16 protein-coding genes are annotated in these 16459 nt (G+C 54.5%); 6 read left to right on the forward strand and 10 right to left on the reverse strand.

Annotated elements, in window-relative coordinates; all coding sequences use genetic code 11:
• Window position 1 precedes the first annotated feature (1 nt).
• Complete coding sequence (locus ACI0FG_RS07480; protein WP_419787916.1) at window positions 2-1249, reverse strand: glycosyltransferase family 9 protein; 1248 nt, start codon at window positions 1247-1249, stop codon at window positions 2-4.
• A 100-nt stretch (window positions 1250-1349) separates the two neighbouring features.
• Here ACI0FG_RS07480 and ACI0FG_RS07485 point away from each other — a divergent pair, with 100 nt between their 5' ends.
• From ACI0FG_RS07485 to ACI0FG_RS07510, 6 genes are all read left to right on the forward strand, one after another.
• Complete coding sequence (locus tag ACI0FG_RS07485; protein WP_419788372.1) at window positions 1350-2027, forward strand: precorrin-2 dehydrogenase/sirohydrochlorin ferrochelatase family protein; 678 nt, start codon at window positions 1350-1352, stop codon at window positions 2025-2027.
• Window positions 2014-2826, forward strand: coding sequence for a cytochrome C assembly family protein (locus ACI0FG_RS07490; RefSeq protein ID WP_419787917.1), 813 nt, complete (start codon window positions 2014-2016; stop codon window positions 2824-2826). The genes ACI0FG_RS07485 and ACI0FG_RS07490 overlap by 14 nt, the downstream gene beginning before the upstream one ends.
• A complete protein-coding gene (gene hemA, locus ACI0FG_RS07495) occupies window positions 2823-4196 on the forward strand; it encodes a glutamyl-tRNA reductase (protein WP_419787918.1) in 1374 nt (457 codons plus the stop codon). The genes ACI0FG_RS07490 and hemA overlap by 4 nt, the downstream gene beginning before the upstream one ends.
• Window positions 4196-4543: a hypothetical protein gene (locus tag ACI0FG_RS07500; RefSeq protein WP_419787919.1), complete on the forward strand. Its 348-nt coding sequence runs from the start codon at window positions 4196-4198 to the stop codon at window positions 4541-4543. Before hemA ends, ACI0FG_RS07500 begins: the two co-directional genes overlap by 1 nt.
• Window positions 4543-5553 (forward strand): tRNA lysidine(34) synthetase TilS, encoded by a 1011-nt coding sequence (gene tilS, locus ACI0FG_RS07505; protein WP_419787920.1) that lies wholly within the window; start codon window positions 4543-4545, stop codon window positions 5551-5553. Before ACI0FG_RS07500 ends, tilS begins: the two co-directional genes overlap by 1 nt.
• Window positions 5554-5647: 94 nt before the next feature.
• Window positions 5648-6313, forward strand: coding sequence for an adenylate kinase (locus ACI0FG_RS07510; RefSeq protein WP_419787921.1), 666 nt, complete (start codon window positions 5648-5650; stop codon window positions 6311-6313).
• A 607-nt stretch (window positions 6314-6920) separates the two neighbouring features.
• On the opposite strand, the gene ACI0FG_RS07515 is transcribed toward ACI0FG_RS07510, so the two are convergent.
• From ACI0FG_RS07515 to ACI0FG_RS07555, 9 genes are all read right to left on the reverse strand, one after another.
• The gene (locus ACI0FG_RS07515) at window positions 6921-7094 is read right to left on the reverse strand and encodes a hypothetical protein (protein ID WP_419787922.1); all 174 of its coding nucleotides are present in this window, start codon (window positions 7092-7094) and stop codon (window positions 6921-6923) included.
• Between the two features lie 493 nt (window positions 7095-7587).
• Window positions 7588-8655: a protein translocase subunit SecF gene (gene secF, locus ACI0FG_RS07520; protein WP_419787923.1), complete on the reverse strand. Its 1068-nt coding sequence runs from the start codon at window positions 8653-8655 to the stop codon at window positions 7588-7590.
• A 13-nt stretch (window positions 8656-8668) separates the two neighbouring features.
• On the reverse strand, window positions 8669-10261 hold the full coding sequence (secD, locus tag ACI0FG_RS07525) for a protein translocase subunit SecD (RefSeq protein WP_419787924.1): 1593 nt from the start codon (window positions 10259-10261) through the stop codon (window positions 8669-8671).
• A gap of 125 nt (window positions 10262-10386) precedes the next feature.
• Complete coding sequence (gene yajC, locus ACI0FG_RS07530) at window positions 10387-10752, reverse strand: preprotein translocase subunit YajC (RefSeq protein ID WP_419787925.1); 366 nt, start codon at window positions 10750-10752, stop codon at window positions 10387-10389.
• A gap of 113 nt (window positions 10753-10865) precedes the next feature.
• On the reverse strand, window positions 10866-11630 hold the full coding sequence (locus ACI0FG_RS07535; protein WP_419787926.1) for a hypothetical protein: 765 nt from the start codon (window positions 11628-11630) through the stop codon (window positions 10866-10868).
• Window positions 11630-12727: a class II glutamine amidotransferase gene (locus tag ACI0FG_RS07540; RefSeq protein ID WP_419787927.1), complete on the reverse strand. Its 1098-nt coding sequence runs from the start codon at window positions 12725-12727 to the stop codon at window positions 11630-11632. Before ACI0FG_RS07540 ends, ACI0FG_RS07535 begins: the two co-directional genes overlap by 1 nt.
• A 12-nt stretch (window positions 12728-12739) precedes the next feature.
• On the reverse strand, window positions 12740-14026 hold the full coding sequence (locus tag ACI0FG_RS07545; RefSeq protein WP_419787928.1) for an NAD(P)/FAD-dependent oxidoreductase: 1287 nt from the start codon (window positions 14024-14026) through the stop codon (window positions 12740-12742).
• Between the two features lie 10 nt (window positions 14027-14036).
• A complete protein-coding gene (locus ACI0FG_RS07550) occupies window positions 14037-14486 on the reverse strand; it encodes a 4Fe-4S dicluster domain-containing protein (protein ID WP_419787929.1) in 450 nt (149 codons plus the stop codon).
• A 12-nt stretch (window positions 14487-14498) separates the two neighbouring features.
• The gene (locus ACI0FG_RS07555; RefSeq protein ID WP_419787930.1) at window positions 14499-16025 is read right to left on the reverse strand and encodes a glutamate synthase-related protein; all 1527 of its coding nucleotides are present in this window, start codon (window positions 16023-16025) and stop codon (window positions 14499-14501) included.
• Window positions 16026-16459 lie beyond the last annotated feature (434 nt).

A 16459-nucleotide genomic window follows, 5' to 3' on the forward strand; every position in this document is an offset into this window, starting at 1 on the left:
TTTAATCCTTGCGTTGCTTGCCGGGCATGGTCATCCAGTCCGCTTCCCGGTATATGCGACGGCCGAATTCATGATCGGCCATGGAAATATTGGATATTTTCCCAGTCAGGTACTGGTTGAGAAATTGCCGAAAGGCGGCCCGTTGCCGTGTTTCAAAATCGTCGCCGTCATCTGATTCGAATGTTATGCCAAACGGGTCGAAAACAGATTTGAAGCTTTCAAGTCGATTTGGCAGGTGCTCCACTTTGCCTGTGACGAGGTGGCGTTGGAATTTTGAGTCGGAAAATGGATTAAGGCAGGCCATATCGTTGGGACATGGGGCGGATTCCAGGCAGGGGGCGCAAGGCAGGACGCTTTGATAAACCGTGTGCCCTTCTCCGTAGGGTCCTGTTTCGAAACACCATGCCGAGGAAAGGAAACAGGCTATCACCGGCGTGCCGACGTGCGCGGCAAGGTGCATGGTGCCGGTATCGGGAGTCAGCAGAAGGTCCAGGCCGGAGACTATTTCGATCAGGCCCTTCCAATCCGTTTTACCGGCTAGATTGCGGGTCTTTTGCTGTACGGCCGGGGCCATGCGTTTGTGTACCGCTTGCCCTGTCGTGATTTCCGCTTTGCTCCCCAAAAGCAGGATCGAATCCACCTTGTGGCTTTGTGCCAGCGTGGAAGCGGTTTGCGCTAGCACGTCAGCAGGAAGTGATCGGCGGGATTCGCGTCCAGCCAGTACCACACCTATTCCCCCACCATGCGCGCAGGCTGGCGGATTGACCATTTCCGGCCGAATCATGTCATGGGCGTAGGCACCCCAAAAATCCATCAAGTTTGGAGCGATGCGTCGATTTTCCGACCAGCGCATGGCCATGGCGGGCCAAGTCCCTATCAACTCCTGCCCATCTCTCCAGCTATAGCCGGTCACACTGTCCGGATCGAAAAGAGCTGCCAGACGGAAGTTAAGTGGCGAAAAATTGAGATTGTAAACTTCGTCGAATTCCATGGCCTGAAGCTCGGCAAAGGCGGATCGATTGTCTATCAGCAGTGCCCGGGCAGCATCAACACCGTTCAGCCCAGTACCGTGGGCGGTGATTGGGTGGAGCGTTACACCTGGGTATACCAGCCGGGCCAAAGGTGCGAGGGACCGATCCAGGCAGAGATGGACCTCTCCCCCGGAGCGAGCGCAGAGACTGGCCAGCAATCGTTTGGTTTGAAGAAGATCCCCGAATCGGGCAAGTTGTATGACGAGATATTGTTTCATATTGTTTTGGCGTCAATTATCTATCGCAATTTATGGTTTCATTGCAAGAACCGGACAATTGGCGTTTTACATGCGGCCCGTCCAAGGTTATAGTATACCGATGCGATATTACCCTATCTTCGTAAATCTGGAAGACAAGCGTTGCTTGGTTGTGGGCGCGGGCGAAGTCGGCCAACGGAAGATTCAGTCCCTGGTGGATGCCGGGGCCGGTCAATTGACAATTGTCGATACCGCGCCAGCCGCATCCGATCTTGCGACTCTACTTGCCTTGAACAACGTTGAGTTTTTTCAGCGTGAATTCGAAGACACTGACGTGGACGGGCGTTTTTTGGTTATTGCCTGTACGTCCAGTGAAGCTGTCAATTGGCGGATCAGTAATCTGTGCTCCGAAAAGGGCATCCTCTGCAATATCGTGGACCAACCCGAAAAGTGCAGTTTCATTGTTCCGGCTACGGTGAAACGTGGTGATCTGACGGTGGCCATTTCCACTTCCGGGAGAAGTCCGGCCATGGCTAAACGTATCCGTAAGGAATTGCAGGAAAATTTTGGTGAAGAATATGCCGATCTGCTTTCTCTCATGGGGCGTCTTCGTCCACTGCTGCTCGGGCTTGGTAAATCGACAAGTGAGAATACGGCGGTATTTCGCGGCTTGGTGAATTCCCATCTTTTGGACGCCATGAGAAGTCGCGATCTTGACGAAGTCGGGGAAATTCTTAAAAGGTCTTTGCCGGTGCCGTTGCACGACATTATTCCGGAGCTAGTCGATGGGCTTGTTTGAAATTCTGCATATTCTCATCATAGCGCTCTATGCGCTTGGAACCCTGCTCTTCCTCACCGGATGTGGCACGGGCAATGATCGGTTGAAGCGGATCTCGGTATGGTTTGCCGCTATCGGCTTCGCCCTCAATACGCTTGATCTCAGTCTGGTCCTCCTTGGAGATCGCACCGCCCTGAGTGAAAGCGCCTTTTATTTCAATATCATGGCCTGGTGCGTCCTGGCACTGTACTTTTTCCTTTGGTGGCGGCTTCGGCTGGAATTTCTGGCTATAACTGCCCTCCCTCTGGCGTTGCTTCTTTTTGTCGCTTCGTTGGCCCTTGGAGGGATTCGCGTGGTCATGCCGCCGGTTATGACGTCGCTTTTCTTTGTGCTGCACATAAGCACCCTTATTTTGACGCTTGGCGTGCTGACCATGGCGTTTGGGGCCGGTGTGGCATTTTTGTATTACAACCGTAAGTTGAAGACTAAGGCCGGGCTGTCGAGCATGGGGAAGGATGTTCCTTCCCTGGACAAGTTCGATACCGTCAATCGGTGGTCCGTGCTCTGCGGGTTCCCGCTATTCACACTTGGGTTGTTTTCCAGCTATATCTGGTATTGGATCGCTCCGGACCGTCCTTTCTCCTGGGATGCCATGAAGGTGGTTTCCCTGGCGGTCTGGTTTCTGTACGCATTTCTTTTTCACCAGCGCACGGTGCTGGGCTGGCGGGGGCGCAAACCGGCCATGCTTGCCATTTGGGTTTTTGCAGGCATGTGCATCTCGTTGCTCCATCACGCCGTAACTTTTAAGGCAGTGCCATGAACCGGAAGATAATTCTCGTAGGCCTGAATCATCGCACCGCCGGTGTCGAGGTGCGGGAACAGTTTGCCCTTACCGATCTGGAAAATGTGGAAAAAGGCCTTTTGGCCCACTGTCCACTTCAGGAGTGTATGGCCCTCTCCACCTGCAACCGGGTGGAGATCGTGGCTGTGACCAGAAACGTGGCGGAGCGCGAAGCTCTCGATGCCGTGGTTCAATATTGGGCTGGCATCTGTAAAGGTTCGGCCGATCTGCTTTGGGAAAACACGTATCGTTATGTGGACCTGGAGGCCGTGGAGCATCTCTTCACGGTAGCTTGCAGTCTGGATTCCATGGTCATGGGCGAACCGCAGATTTTGGGCCAGCTCAAGGATGCGTATCGTGCGGCCGTCGATGAAGGCACGGCCAAGACGATCATCAACAGATTGTTGCACAAGTCCTTTTCTGTGGCCAAGCGGGTCAGGACCGAAACCGCCATCGCATCCAGTGCTGTCTCTATCAGCTATGCCGCCGTAGAGTTGGCAAAGAAGATTTTCGGCAATCTGAGCGGCACCAGGGCCATGTTGGTCGGGGCCGGTGAAATGGCTGAACTGGCTGCCACCCATCTACTGCATGGCGGCGTACAGTCCGTGATCATTGCCAACCGGACTCTTTCGCGGGCCAAGGAATTGGCTGCCAGCCTGAATGGAGAGCCTATTCAGATAGAGGCCATGCCGGACCGGCTGCATGAGGTGGATATCGTCATCAGTTCCACCGGATCTCCCGTGGCCGTCATCAAGGCCAAGGATGTGAAGCAGGTCCTGAAACGGCGTAAGAACAAGCCCATGTTTTTTATCGACATCGCCGTACCTCGCGATATCGATCCTGACGTCAATCAGTTGGACAATGTCTATCTCTACGACATCGATGATTTGAAGGAAGTTGTGGAGGAAAACATGGCGCAGCGCCAAGAGGAAGCTGGCAAGGCACGCGCTGTAGTTGATGCCGAAACGGTTACCTTCAGCAATTGGCTGAAATCGCTTGAGTTACAGCCAACTATCGTTGATTTGGTGGATCGGAGTGAAGAGATCGCCCAGCGCGAGCTGCACAAGACGCTCAGGAAGATCGGGCCCATTGATGAAAAGACGCGAAAGGCGCTGGAGACGTTGGTCCTTTCTGTTGGTCACAAGGCCTTGCATGAACCCATCTGTTTTTTGAAACGCCGCACTCAGGAAGAAGGTTCAGCCGAACGGTTTATTGATTTGGCAAGGCGGATGTTCAACCTGGATGACGAAACAGTGCCTTCCACTGCCCACATGGACCGCAAGCCGGCCGCGTGTTCCCCCGAAGACATCGAGCAGTTTATCGACGCCTCCAAAAACAAGGAACAATAATGCGTACCTATCTCGTAGATGATCTGTATGAAGATGATTTTGCCAAGATCGTCAAAGCGCTTGATGATATTAAATTGAATGGCCCTCTTGAGGGGATCTATTACCTTCCCCTCCCCGAAGATCTGCTTGATTCCGAGCAGAAGGACCATCTGGCGGAGTGTGGCCCCTATTTCATGGCGTTGGAAACCGTGAAAGGTGTGTCCGAAAGCCATATTCGGCTTGAGCTGCTGGTTCGGGGCCGCAAGAAGATTCGCTGTTCCTGTATTACGTACGCCACTGCAGCTCAGCGCAAGCACATGATCGAGTACCTCGACCAGTTCATCGAGGATCTCGGCATCTCAGCCTGATGGGCGCTGATTTCGATTCTCTCCCCTCGTCCATTCAGGACCTGCCACCCAAGTGGGCACATTTTTGCCTGCGCATCGAACGGTTTCTCTCTACTGAATTGGAATGCGATCTATCCGGTAAGACACTGATCGTCGGATGTTCCGGCGGCGCGGACTCAACCGCCCTTCTGCTCGCCCTGCATTGGCTGATCCGCAAGAACAATGGCCGAGTGAGCGTTGTTCATCTGAATCATGGATTGAGACCGGAAGCGGTTGAAGATGCCGATTTCGTGCGTTTGCTTTGTGAAAAGCTTGGGTTGGAGTGTATAGTCCGCAATGTTGATGTTGCCGCTCTGGCCCAAACAACCGGAGTGGGATTGGAAGAAGCTGGGCGAAACGCCCGGTATGCTCTGTTTGCCGAAGCTTTGGCCGAACAGGATGGTGACGCGATCGCTCTGGCCCACCACTTGGGTGATTTGGCCGAGGATGTGATCATGCGGCTTACCAGAGGGACGGGCTGGCCCGGTTTGTCGGGAATGACCGGGTATGATCGTAAAAGACGTTTGATTCGTCCGTTTATACTTACCCCCAAATCCGATTTGATAGAGCTGTTATCCGACCTCGGAGTCCAGTGGCGGGAAGATTGTTCAAATTCGGACGAGCTATGGAAGCGAAACCGGGTACGTCATACCATACTTCCTCTTTTTATGGAGGAAAATCCGAATTTCTTTGAAGCGATAGCCCGACTTTGGCGGGTAGGCAGACAGGATGCCGATTTTTGGGATGAACAGACGGCCGATACTTGCGACCTGCTCTCAAATGAAAGGTTGCATCGAGCACATAAAACCCTGCGTCTTAGGCTGTATAAGGCATCTCTGGACAGCCTCGGTAGGGGGCAGGTTTTGGCAGAGACCTTATTCAAATTAGACTCAGCATGGATCGAAAAAAGGATAGGCTCGATGTTCCAATTCCCCGGAGATAAAACGGCTTTAATTACCGCTGCCGGTGTGCTTTTCTCCACCAAGGATTGACTTCCTCGTATCCCCGGTATAATAGCATGTGATCTTTTGCACAATGTGCGGCGATGCAGCTGCATTGCCTGTTTCATCATCAGGAGGAGTTAGCATGAATATTCTGATTTTCGGGCCCAACGGCTCCGGTAAAGGCACCCAGGGCAACATTGCCAAGGACAAGTATAATCTGGATCACATCGAGTCCGGCGCCATCTTCCGCAAGCATATTGGTGGCGGCACCGAGCTGGGCATGAAGGCCAAGGAATACATCAATAAGGGCGAGCTCGTTCCTGATGATATCACCATCCCCATGGTTCTCGACGTTCTGGCCGGTTCCAAGAACGGCTGGCTGTTGGATGGTTTCCCCCGCTCCCTGGTTCAGGGTGAAAAGCTGTGGGAAGCCCTGCAGAAAGACGGTGTGAACCTCGACTACGTAATCGAGATCAAGCTGCCCCGCGAGATTGCCAAAGCCCGTATCATGGGCCGTCGCCTGTGCGCCAACAACCCGAACCATCCTAACAACGTCGGCATAGCGGCCATCGCTCCTGACGGTGACAAATGCCGTGTCTGTGGTGGCGAGCTCTCTGCCCGTAGCGACGACCAGGATGAGGACGCCATCAACAAGCGTCACGATATCTACTACGATGAAGAGACCGGTACCATGGCTGCCTGCAACTACTACAAGAACATGAAAGACGGCGGCTTCAAGTACATTGAGCTGAACGGCGAAGATACCATCGACGCCATCAGGGACTACCTGATCAGCCAGCTCGCCTAGCTCCTCGTTTTTTTGAATATATCAGCCCCCTCCGACTTGTCGGAGGGGGCTTTCTTATGCGGCTCCATGTCAAGGACTCTCGTATATCTAGTCACCAGTTCACAGGCCATACTTTACCCGCATCCTATGGCGCAATTATCAAGTATTCCTCTTCTTATTCGTGCTCTGTGGCACCAAGCATCGATTCGGTACGGTAGTTGTTATTTGGATCGCCATTTTTGTTCGTCGTCTACTTTACCTAAAGCCCCCCGCGATCCGTTCAGGCCGTTATTGGTGGCAAGCTGAGCTTCCACAGCAAGGCGGCCATTTTTCGAGCCAACGCAGTCATCGCCTTTTGCGTCACGCCGTGTCGGCTCAAAATTCGATTGTATACCGCCCATTCATCTCGTTGTTTCCAGCCTCAGGCCGCTTCCGCGAGCAGGCTTCGCAAGCGACGTTGTCCGACCGGATGGATAAAGGATTTTCCCTTCCCCTCACCGCTTTTCCGGACTACGGGGCCAAGCGCTGCCCGGCGGTTCCTGGACGTTGAAGTTCAAGAACAGGGCGCGAGTTCGCTGCTTGACCTTACGAATCGAATCCGTGAGCTGATGACGTGCGCCTTGAAGGCTTATTCGGCTTCCGTCGGGATAAAAATCGGGCAAATCAAGCCGGACGCGGCCCATTCGGCCCGCTTGCGGCAATCGAGGCTGTCCGTTTTGTTGGTTGCGGCAATCGGGCGTGGAATTCGGCTCGGCACCGCGACGACGACAGGAATTCCGGCTTGTTCAAGTGCCCGCGTCAAGCCAACCCCGGTGGGTCCGGCCTGTAGCAAACCGCGCCGAGCCGCACAGGTCGTGACAGAATGGCCCTGACCAAAGCCTGATTGTCAGCGGGGCAGATTCAGTCCTTTCACCATTCCGTCAGGCCGAAGAAGACCTACGTTGTAGCTACGCTTGTGGACGTCGACGCCGATCCAAATCTCTTCGTCACGATAAGCATCTACAAACCTCTGGACTGATGATACCTTTAACTTCGCCATGCCTGCCTCCCGTTTTGGTTTCACTGGTGTTGTTACCAGCAAAACTCAGGAGTGCCGCCATGGTATTTTTTCAACGGAATCGGGATGTGTGAGATAGAATATTGTGGGCAGCTGAAATTGGAAAGACTGAAATAACTCTCCCTATTAAGAAGAGTCTGCTTTATGGCACACAAGCCTTTGGGGCCTTCAAAGGTTCAAACTAAAAAAAGGGGAAGGACCGTAGTCCCTCCCCTTTTCATTTTGTAAGCTGATGGAGCTAAGCTTCCACTGGCTTCCCTTCAGGTTCGCTGGGGCCGAATCCAAGCAGGATCGGGCTGGCAACGAAGATGGAGGAGTAGGTTCCAACCACAATACCGATGAGCAGTGCCAGGGCGAAGTCGTGGATAACGCTTCCGCCGAGTACAAACAGGCAGACGACAACCAATAGCGTGGTGGCCGAGGTCATGATCGTGCGGGACAGGGTCTGGTTAATGGAACGATTGATTATCGCTCCCAGCCCCTCGTTGTTTTTGTTGGCAAGATTGTTTTCACGGATGCGGTCAAAGACGATAATGGTATCGTTAAGCGAGTAACCTATGATCGTCAGGAGTGCCGCAATGATCGTCAGGTCGAATTCCTTCCCCAGTATGGAGAAGATACCGACCGTGATGATCACGTCGTGGATAAGGGCGACAACAGCGCCCAAGGCATAATTGAGTTTGAGATACCAGCACATGCCCAGTGTTACCGCCATGGCAATAACAATGAGCCAGCCCATATCGAGACCTGTCAGACTGACGCCGTAAATGACGCCGCCTAGTACCGCGGCCATTATGCCCGCCACAGTCCAGCGCTGTTCGAATCGGCCGGATATGTACACCGCGATGAGCAGCACCGCGTAGAACATGGCCTCCAGGGCTTTGGCGCGCAGATCGGCCCCAACCTTAGGACCAACCATTTCCAGCCGCTGAATCTCGAAGGTGTTGTCCTTAATGTTTTTAGCCAGTGCGTTGGTCAGTTCGTCCCGAATCTGCTGCGAAGCTATTTCGGAAGTGGACGTGCGCACGAGATACTCGTGATCGCTTTCCAGACCAAAGGTTTGAACGACAAGCCCAGGCAGCTTAAGTTCTGCAAGTCCTTTTTTGAACTCACTGACGTCAAGCGTCTTTTCGGCCTTCACCTGGACGATCATACCGCCGGCAAAGTCGATGCCGTACTTCGGGCCACCGTTGAGAGCCAACGAAATCAGCCCGGCCAGAATGAAGAGGCCGGATATAAGGAAGGCGACCTTCCTGATGCCGATAAAGTTGATATTGGTATCGGGTTTGATGAGTTGAAGTCCCATATTTCTCTCTCCCCTAGATGCTCAGTTTGGCGCTATCGGTGCGCCCTTTCAAATACAGGTCGAACAGGATGCGCGACACGAAAATGGCCGTGAACATCGAGGTGATGATTCCGAGCGTCAGGGTGACGGCGAATCCTCGCACCGGACCGGTGCCGAACTGATAGAGGATGACCGCCGCAATGACCGTGGTCACGTTGGCGTCCATGATCGTCAGAGTGGCGCGGCCGTAGCCCTCTTGGAGTGCTGCACGTGCCGTCAGCCCACGCCTGAGTTCCTCGCGGATGCGCTCAAAGATGATGACGTTTGCATCCACTGCCATACCGATAGTCAGGATGATACCTGCAATACCCGGCAGGGTCAGCGTGGCGCCAAAGGCGGCCAGGCCTCCCAGAATAAGCATGATGTTCAGGCAGAGTACGAAGTCGGCAACCAGACCGCCGAAGCCGTAATAGATGAACATGAAGACAAGTACGACACCCAGACCGATAACGGCAGAGATGATGCCCTTGTTGATGGATTCCTGTCCCAAGGAGGGACCGACCGTCCGCTGTTCCAGAATCTTGACCGGAGCAGGCAGTGAACCGGCGCGCAGAACCACAGCCAGGTCTCTGGCTTCCTCATTGGTGAAGTGGCCGGTGATGGACGCGCGGCCGCCAGTAATCTTTTCCTGAATGACCGGGGCGGAATAGACCTTGCCGTCCAGGACAATGGCCATCCGTTTGTTCACGTTTTCACCGGTCAGCTCGGCGAACAGGTTGCCGCCTCGATTGTTGAAGGAAATGGCTACGTAAGGAGCGTTCCACTGATCCATCAAAACCTTGGCGTCGGTGATGTATTCACCGGTAAGCACGGCATCCTTCTTCAAAACGATAGGCGTCTCGGAATAGGACTGATCGGCGTTGCGATGCATCAGCGAAGACAGTTCCCGTCCGGGAGGCAAAATACCTTTGACGGCCTTCTGCACGTCGGCGGTATCGTCAACCATCTTGAATTCAAGGTGTGCGGTCTGACCAACAATCTTGATGGCACGTTCCGGATCCTGCAGACCGGGCAGCTGCACCTGAATGCGGTTCCCCTGCTGCTTGCGGATATCGGGTTCGGACACACCGAACTGGTCAATTCTGTTTCGGATGGTTTTGATGGCCTGATCCATGGTCAGCTTGGTCATGTCATCTATATACCGGGGAGGCACAGAGACGATGTACTTCAGCTTGCCTCCATCCATGGACTCAGTGCTGTCGATGGCAAAGGGCGTCTGAGACTTGATCAATTTATCAAGCTCATCCCTTTGTTCGCTTTTAAGCAGCACCAGCTGCATACGGTTCCCGGTCAGCGCGGTGGGCCGGAGGATAAAAACGCCTTTGTCTCTGGCGGCGGACTTGAGGTCCTCACCGAGGAGAGAAAGATTGTTCTTCATGGCGGTGGCCATGTCCACGCCAAGTGTGAGGTGGATGCCTCCCTTGAGGTCAAGCCCCAGACTGACCGGATTGCCGGGCAGATATTTGCCGATGCTTTTTTCCACAGCTGGAATTGACGGCAACATGTAGCCCAGACCCAAAATCAGCACGGCCGCGGTGATGATAATTCTTAGACGCAGACTCTGCATGAAATCTCCCTATGATACGAACACGTTACAGTCTGCACCGTTGGCTTCCTCAAACATGAAGACGGACCGGGCCACAGCTAGTGTGGTCCGGCCCGAAGGAAGTCCGATTGGGCAGGCTGTCAACCCTACTTCTTTTTCTTTACGTCTGCGGCGGGCTTGCCGTCCTTATCGGCGACAAAACCACGCTTGATGACAACGTTTACGTCTTTGGCGATTTCGATGGTGAGGTTGTCACCGTCGATGTCCACGATAATGCCGAGGATGCCGCCGTTGGTCCAGACCTTGTCACCCTTGCTGAGTGCATCAAGCATGGCCCGGTGTTGCTTCTGCTTCTTCTGCTGCGGACGGATGAGCAGGAAGTAGAAGATGGCGAACATCAGAATCAGCATAGGCAGAGGGCCGCCAAGGATGGCACCCAAGCCGCCGGGAGCGCCTGCAGCACCACCGCCGGAGGGCGGGGCCATTGCATAGGCTACGGAATCAAAGAACATGAATCCTCCAGAACAGGTATTAAAGTTGCGTTCCCGTCAAAATTGAAATCGGAACTGGAACATCAGTGCGGTTGTCTCCCGGAAATATTTCCGGCCGACATCTCTGTCCCCTTTTAACAGGGAACGTAGAGGTTACCGTACGGTCGGTGCGAGAACGGACGTATTTTCGAGAAGTTCTCGCTCATAATCTTCTTGCTGTCCAGTTTCAATTCCTTGGCGTAGTCTTCCACAAGGCTTTCGATAACCTTGAGATCGTCGGCATCGGCAGGCTGCGCGTGCAGCCCAGGGCCGAGCTGATTTTCGGAAACTTCGCCTCGCACGTAAATAACGCCGCCGTGCATTCCCGTTCCGAGGCTTTGTCCCGCAACGGGCGCATCAGGCTTATCAGAAAACATACCCAAGAGCAAAATAATTCCACCGGCCATGTATTCACCGAGAAAGTCCCCGGCCTTGCCGCCGATGACTATTTTCGGCTGATGGTCGAGGTATGCTTTCATGTGGATGCCCACACGGTAGCCAACATCTCCCTTGATGAATATCTCACCGCCACGCATGGCGTATCCGATGACGTCTCCGGCCAAGCCTTCTATCACTATTCGGCCATTGTCCATGGTATTGCCAACGCCGTCCTGGGCATTATTGCGCACCCGGATGTATGGACCACGCATGAATGCGGCCAGATCCTGGCCGGGCACTCCACTGATGTCGAAAGTGAGGTCTCCCTCCAGGGCCGTGGCAATATAGCGCTGGCCGTTGACGTCTTCCAGGGTGAAGTCGGTAACGCCCTCCTTCACTTTGGTGCGGATTTCCTCATTGAATTGCTTGTAGTATGTTTTCCCTGCGGTCAGGGTCATTTTTTTGCGATCAGTACCCATCATCAATCCTCCAGATCCACGATCACGGGTTCACCCGCCTTGGGCATCCAAACCCGATCCAGTTCGGGGCATACGTCGCGAACAGCCGATTCCTCGCTCGACATGAAGACCATGTCGTCCTTTTCGGCAACCAGCAACGGCCTCAGTTTGATGCGGTCGTTCAACCCCATGAGGCGATTATTGTCAGCCACCAGAATGGCAAAGGGGCCGTTGAGCATGCCCGAACCGTACGTGGCCCTGAGTGTGGTGTAGAGCTCTCGGTCATCTGCATCCATGCTCTCGATTTCGCCCCAGAAAGGCGGAGCAAAACACTTGGCCGCCATTTCCCAGGAGAGCCCGTGCTTGCGGATAAGCAAGTCGAGCTCGTAGGCTACGACTTCCGTATCCGTCATCATAGTGCACAGGTAATCGTGTTCGCACAGCCAGCGACGGTTTATTCCGTAGGATGAAATTTCACCGTTGTGAACAATGGACCAGTTCAGGATGGTGAACGGGTGCGCCCCGCCCCACCAGCCGGGAGTGTTGGTCGGGAAACGGTTGTGGCCGGTCCAGATGTATGCCTTGTATTCTTCCAGCCTGAAGAATTCCGCGATATCTTCTGGAAAGCCTACGCCCTTGAACACACCCATGTTCTTGCCGCTGGAAACGACGAAGGCCCCGGGGATGTTGGTGTTGATCTTCATGACCACGGAGACCACATAATCCTCTTCGCCCTGCTCCGCGAATTCGTTGTTCGGCCGTTCCGGCACGGATACGAAATAACGGATGAATGTCGGAGGATTGGGAATGGCCAAGGTCCGCCGGGTGGGGATGGGCTCGAAGTGATGCAGGTCAAAGTAGGCGTGCAGCATCTTCTCGGTCTTTTCAATGGCCGAGTCCTCATCATACATCATATGGAAGCAGTAGCGATCCGCATGTTCCGGATAGATACCGTAGGCCGCGAAGCCGCCGCCCAGACCGTTGCCACGGTCGTGCATGCAGGTCATGGCCGCAATGGGCATGTCGCCTCCGATGAGGCCGCGCTTCTTATGGATCACTCCGAAAATGCCGCAGCCGGAGATGTCCTTCTGGAAATCGTAATATCTTTCAGGCGCTTTCATTTAAGTCCTCTCTTAATCCTGTTCCACCACGCCGGGGTTCCAGGTCTCCTTGAAGAAATCGTCCGGCCACATGAGCACATCCGGCGCACCGGCCAGAATCTGTTTCTTGGCCTCTTCGGGGACCGACATCTGGAATTTGACGAAGGCGGTGTACATGCCCGCCATGTCTATATCGCCCACCAGGACGTAGCCCACCAGATGGTCATTGTGGAACACAAGCTTGCGATAGCTCTTCTTCTTTTCATCCAGGGAGGTGGCGATCTCGTAGCTGGGGTCGTCATCCGGCGGGTTTACCGTACCTACGGAAATGGTGGGCAGGCCGTAAAACGAGATGGAGTTCATGGACAGTGACCCGGTGAAGGGAATGTCCTTGCCCGCCATGTTTTTGCCCGCACAAAATCCTTGATTATAGGCATTGGTCCAGATGGGGATGACCCTGTCTTCGTCAAACAGCAGGTCGCGTGCCTGGGCAACGTCTCCGGCCGCATACACCCCGTCCTCGCTGGCACGCATGTGGTCGTCCACCTGGATACCTCTGTCCACATCAATGCCTGCATCCTTGGCCAGTGCATAGTTGGGCACGACGCCGATGGCTATGACAACCACGTCACATTGCAGGAAGTCGCCATCGGTCAGGTGCACGCCCTTCAGATTGCCCTCCTTGTCACGCTGGATTTCCTTGGCGGAAACACCGCAGCGGACATTCAAGCCGACTTCGTCCAGACGTTCGCCTGCCAGCATCGCCGCATTTTTGTCAAAGGCGAGACTGAGGATGCGAGGGGAAAGCTCCAGGATGGTCACGTCCACGCCTCTGTCGAACAGCGATTCGCCCGCCTTGAGGCCGATGAGTCCGCCGCCGATGACAACCGCCCTCTTTATCTCTTTTGCTTTGGAGATGAGGGTTTGGGCATGGGCCAGATTGGTAAAGTTGTACACATCCGGTCCTTCCGAACCGGGAATGGGTGGAGTAAAGGGAATGCCACCCGTTGCGATGAGCAGATTTTCGTATTCGATGACTTCGCCGGAATCCGTGGTCACGGTTTTGGCCGAGGTGTCGATGGAGGACACGGTGGTCCCGAGTTTCAGCCCTACCCTGGACTTCTCGTAGAACTCCAGGGGCCGCAGGGACAGTCGGTCCGGGGTGATTTTGCCTGCCAGCAGGTAGGAAATCAGGGGACGGCCATAGGCCGGAGCGTCTTCGGAGCCGATGACCAGGATGGGATTGTCGGTATCTACCTTGCGGATGCCTTCAATTGCTCCGATGGAGGCAATGCCGTTTCCGATGATGACGTATTTCATGGTGTTCCCCTTAGTCCCGATCTTCGAATTTCAGTGCCTGATTGGGGCATGCGGCCACACATGCCGGGCCGCCTTCCCGTCCCACACACAGGTCGCATTTGACGATCTTGCTTTCCATGGGGTGCCTGCGGATGGCGCCGTAGGGACAGGCCATGAGACAGGACCAGCAGCCAACGCATTTGTCGCGTTCATAGACCGTGCGTCCGGTTTCGGGGTCCTTGTGCAGCGCACCGGAAATGCATGCGGCCACGCAGGATGGATCGTCGCAGTGGCGGCAGCTGACCGCTACGCAGGTATCCCCTTTTTCGAAGACCCGCTTGCACGGGGAGAGGCCGGTCTGGCCGCGCTCTTCGCGATAGGCGAGAATCAGATCCTTTGACTGCGAATGGGCGGTGATGCAGGCCAGTTCGCAGAGGTGGCAACCAATACAGTATTCTTTGTCCGGATAGACTCTTTTCATGTGGTCCTCCGTCTAGCGCCCGGCGTGTTTGATGCCGAGGATGTCGAGTTCTGTGTCAGAAAGCCCCACGCCGCGCAGTTTGTCGCGATTGCCGCGCAGGGATTCAATGGAGTTGAGCCCCATGCCGCCGAGCATCTCTTCAATTTCATGGCCCCAGGCCCGGATCAGATTGACCAGTTTCTTGGCCGCGATGTCCGGGTTCTGGCGCTTGGAGAGCTTGGTGTCGTTGGTGGCTATGCCCCACGGGCATTTGCCGGTGTAGCAACGGCCACACAGGGTGCAACCCACGGCGATAAGAGTGGACGTTCCCAGATACACGGCGTCCGCCCCCAAAGCTATGGCCTTGATGACGTCGCCGGAACAGCGGATACCGCCGGAGGCAACGATGGAGACATTGTTGCGGATGCCTTCGTCGCGAAGCCGCTGGTCAACCTGGGCCAGGGCCAGTTCGATGGGAATGCCGACATTGTCGCGAATCATGGCCGGAGCCGCGCCTGTGCCGCCGCGCATACCGTCAACAGCGATGATGTCCGCCCCTGCCCTTGCTATGCCGGAGGCGATGGCCGACACATTGTGCACGGCCGCGATCTTGACGGAGATGGGCACCTTGTATTCCGAGGCCTCCTTCAACGCGTAAATAAGCTGAAGCAGATCCTCAATGGAATAAATGTCATGGTGAGGAGCCGGGGAAATGGCGTCGGACCCCAGGGGGACCATACGCGTTTCCGAAACCTTGGCATTGATCTTGGCACCGGGCAGATGACCGCCGATGCCGGGTTTCGCACCCTGACCAACCTTGATTTCGATTCCCGCTCCGGCCTTGAGGTAGTCCAGGTGAACGCCAAAACGGCCGGATGCTACCTGAACAATGGTATTCTTGCCGTATTTGTAGAGAGACTTGTGCAGCCCACCCTCGCCGGTATTGTAGGCAATACCGGTCTCGGTGGCTGCACGGGCCATGGCACGGTGCAGATTAAAATTGATTGCGCCAAAGCTCATGGCCGCGAACATCATGGGATAGTTCAGTTCGAGCTGGGGAGTAAGTTTGGTCTTGAGCGTAGGCTTGCCGTTTTTGCCGGTGATGATAGTCAGTTTTTTTGGCTTGGCACCGAGGAAAGTCTTGAGTTCCATGGGCTCGCGCAGCGGGTCGATGGAAGGGTTGGTCACCTGGCTGGCATCAAGAAGCATCTTGTCCCAATAAACTGGAATGTCTACGGGAGAGCCCATTCCGGCCAACAAAACGCCGCCAGTGTCCGCCTGCTTGTAAATGTTCTGCAGGAAAACGGGACGCCATAGTTTGTTGGTGCGAAAGTCGGACGGCTTGTTACGGATGTTCAGGGCCGCCGTGGGGCACATCGCTTCACAGCGGTGGCAGCCGACACACTTGGAATTGTCGTGCATGACCTTCTGGCGCGCCTCGTCCCAGTAATGGGCTTCGTAGGAGCACTGACGGACACAGACCTGACAATTGATGCACAGGTCCTTGTCACGGTCGATGCAGAATTCATGATAATTCTTGTTGATAGGTTGAAATAGCAAGACGTGTACCCTCTTTCGGTTTTGTTGCCAAAAAAGTCACCTGTGGGGGTGATGGCTTAAGCGGTCTCTCATTCGTTTCACAAATCGGGCAATAATCCGATCGTAAAGGGGAGCCACAAAAACACAAGAGTTGGCTGACTGTCAAGAAAAGTTTTAACTAGCTGGATTGGCAGTCTTTTTTTTGTTCACGATCAGTTCTCACCTGTAACGGTATAGAATGTGATCATAGTGGACGAGCTCGTTATTTTTTGTGAAAGAGCTAAAATAACATCGTTTATGCTGTTTCATCCGGTCATGATTGACATTTTCATCAATTGTGATGGGGTGGCTATCTCCAACAGGCATCAAATCTGATACTCGTATAGAGTTCTTCGTCATAACGTCTCTGTCCTACGAGGTTAGCTGCCCTCTCCTCGGAATACCGAACTGTTGCG

Source organism: Pseudodesulfovibrio sp. 7M6 (assembly GCF_050058625.1).
GTDB lineage: Bacteria > Desulfobacterota > Desulfovibrionia > Desulfovibrionales > Desulfovibrionaceae > Pseudodesulfovibrio > Pseudodesulfovibrio salinus.

Coding starts and splice junctions, on each gene's coding strand:
- tilS (WP_419787920.1), top strand. CDS start 4,543: ATGGGCGCTGATTTCGATTCTCTCCCCTCGTCCATTCAGGACCTGCCA.
- ACI0FG_RS07535 (WP_419787926.1), bottom strand. CDS start 11,630: ATGATGGGTACTGATCGCAAAAAAATGACCCTGACCGCAGGGAAAACA.
- ACI0FG_RS07540 (WP_419787927.1), bottom strand. CDS start 12,727: ATGAAAGCGCCTGAAAGATATTACGATTTCCAGAAGGACATCTCCGGC.
- secF (WP_419787923.1), bottom strand. CDS start 8,655: ATGGGACTTCAACTCATCAAACCCGATACCAATATCAACTTTATCGGC.
- ACI0FG_RS07485 (WP_419788372.1), top strand. CDS start 1,350: ATGCGATATTACCCTATCTTCGTAAATCTGGAAGACAAGCGTTGCTTG.
- hemA (WP_419787918.1), top strand. CDS start 2,823: ATGAACCGGAAGATAATTCTCGTAGGCCTGAATCATCGCACCGCCGGT.
- ACI0FG_RS07480 (WP_419787916.1), bottom strand. CDS start 1,249: ATGAAACAATATCTCGTCATACAACTTGCCCGATTCGGGGATCTTCTT.
- ACI0FG_RS07545 (WP_419787928.1), bottom strand. CDS start 14,026: ATGAAATACGTCATCATCGGAAACGGCATTGCCTCCATCGGAGCAATT.
- secD (WP_419787924.1), bottom strand. CDS start 10,261: ATGCAGAGTCTGCGTCTAAGAATTATCATCACCGCGGCCGTGCTGATT.
- ACI0FG_RS07490 (WP_419787917.1), top strand. CDS start 2,014: ATGGGCTTGTTTGAAATTCTGCATATTCTCATCATAGCGCTCTATGCG.
- yajC (WP_419787925.1), bottom strand. CDS start 10,752: ATGTTCTTTGATTCCGTAGCCTATGCAATGGCCCCGCCCTCCGGCGGT.
- ACI0FG_RS07510 (WP_419787921.1), top strand. CDS start 5,648: ATGAATATTCTGATTTTCGGGCCCAACGGCTCCGGTAAAGGCACCCAG.
- ACI0FG_RS07550 (WP_419787929.1), bottom strand. CDS start 14,486: ATGAAAAGAGTCTATCCGGACAAAGAATACTGTATTGGTTGCCACCTC.
- ACI0FG_RS07500 (WP_419787919.1), top strand. CDS start 4,196: ATGCGTACCTATCTCGTAGATGATCTGTATGAAGATGATTTTGCCAAG.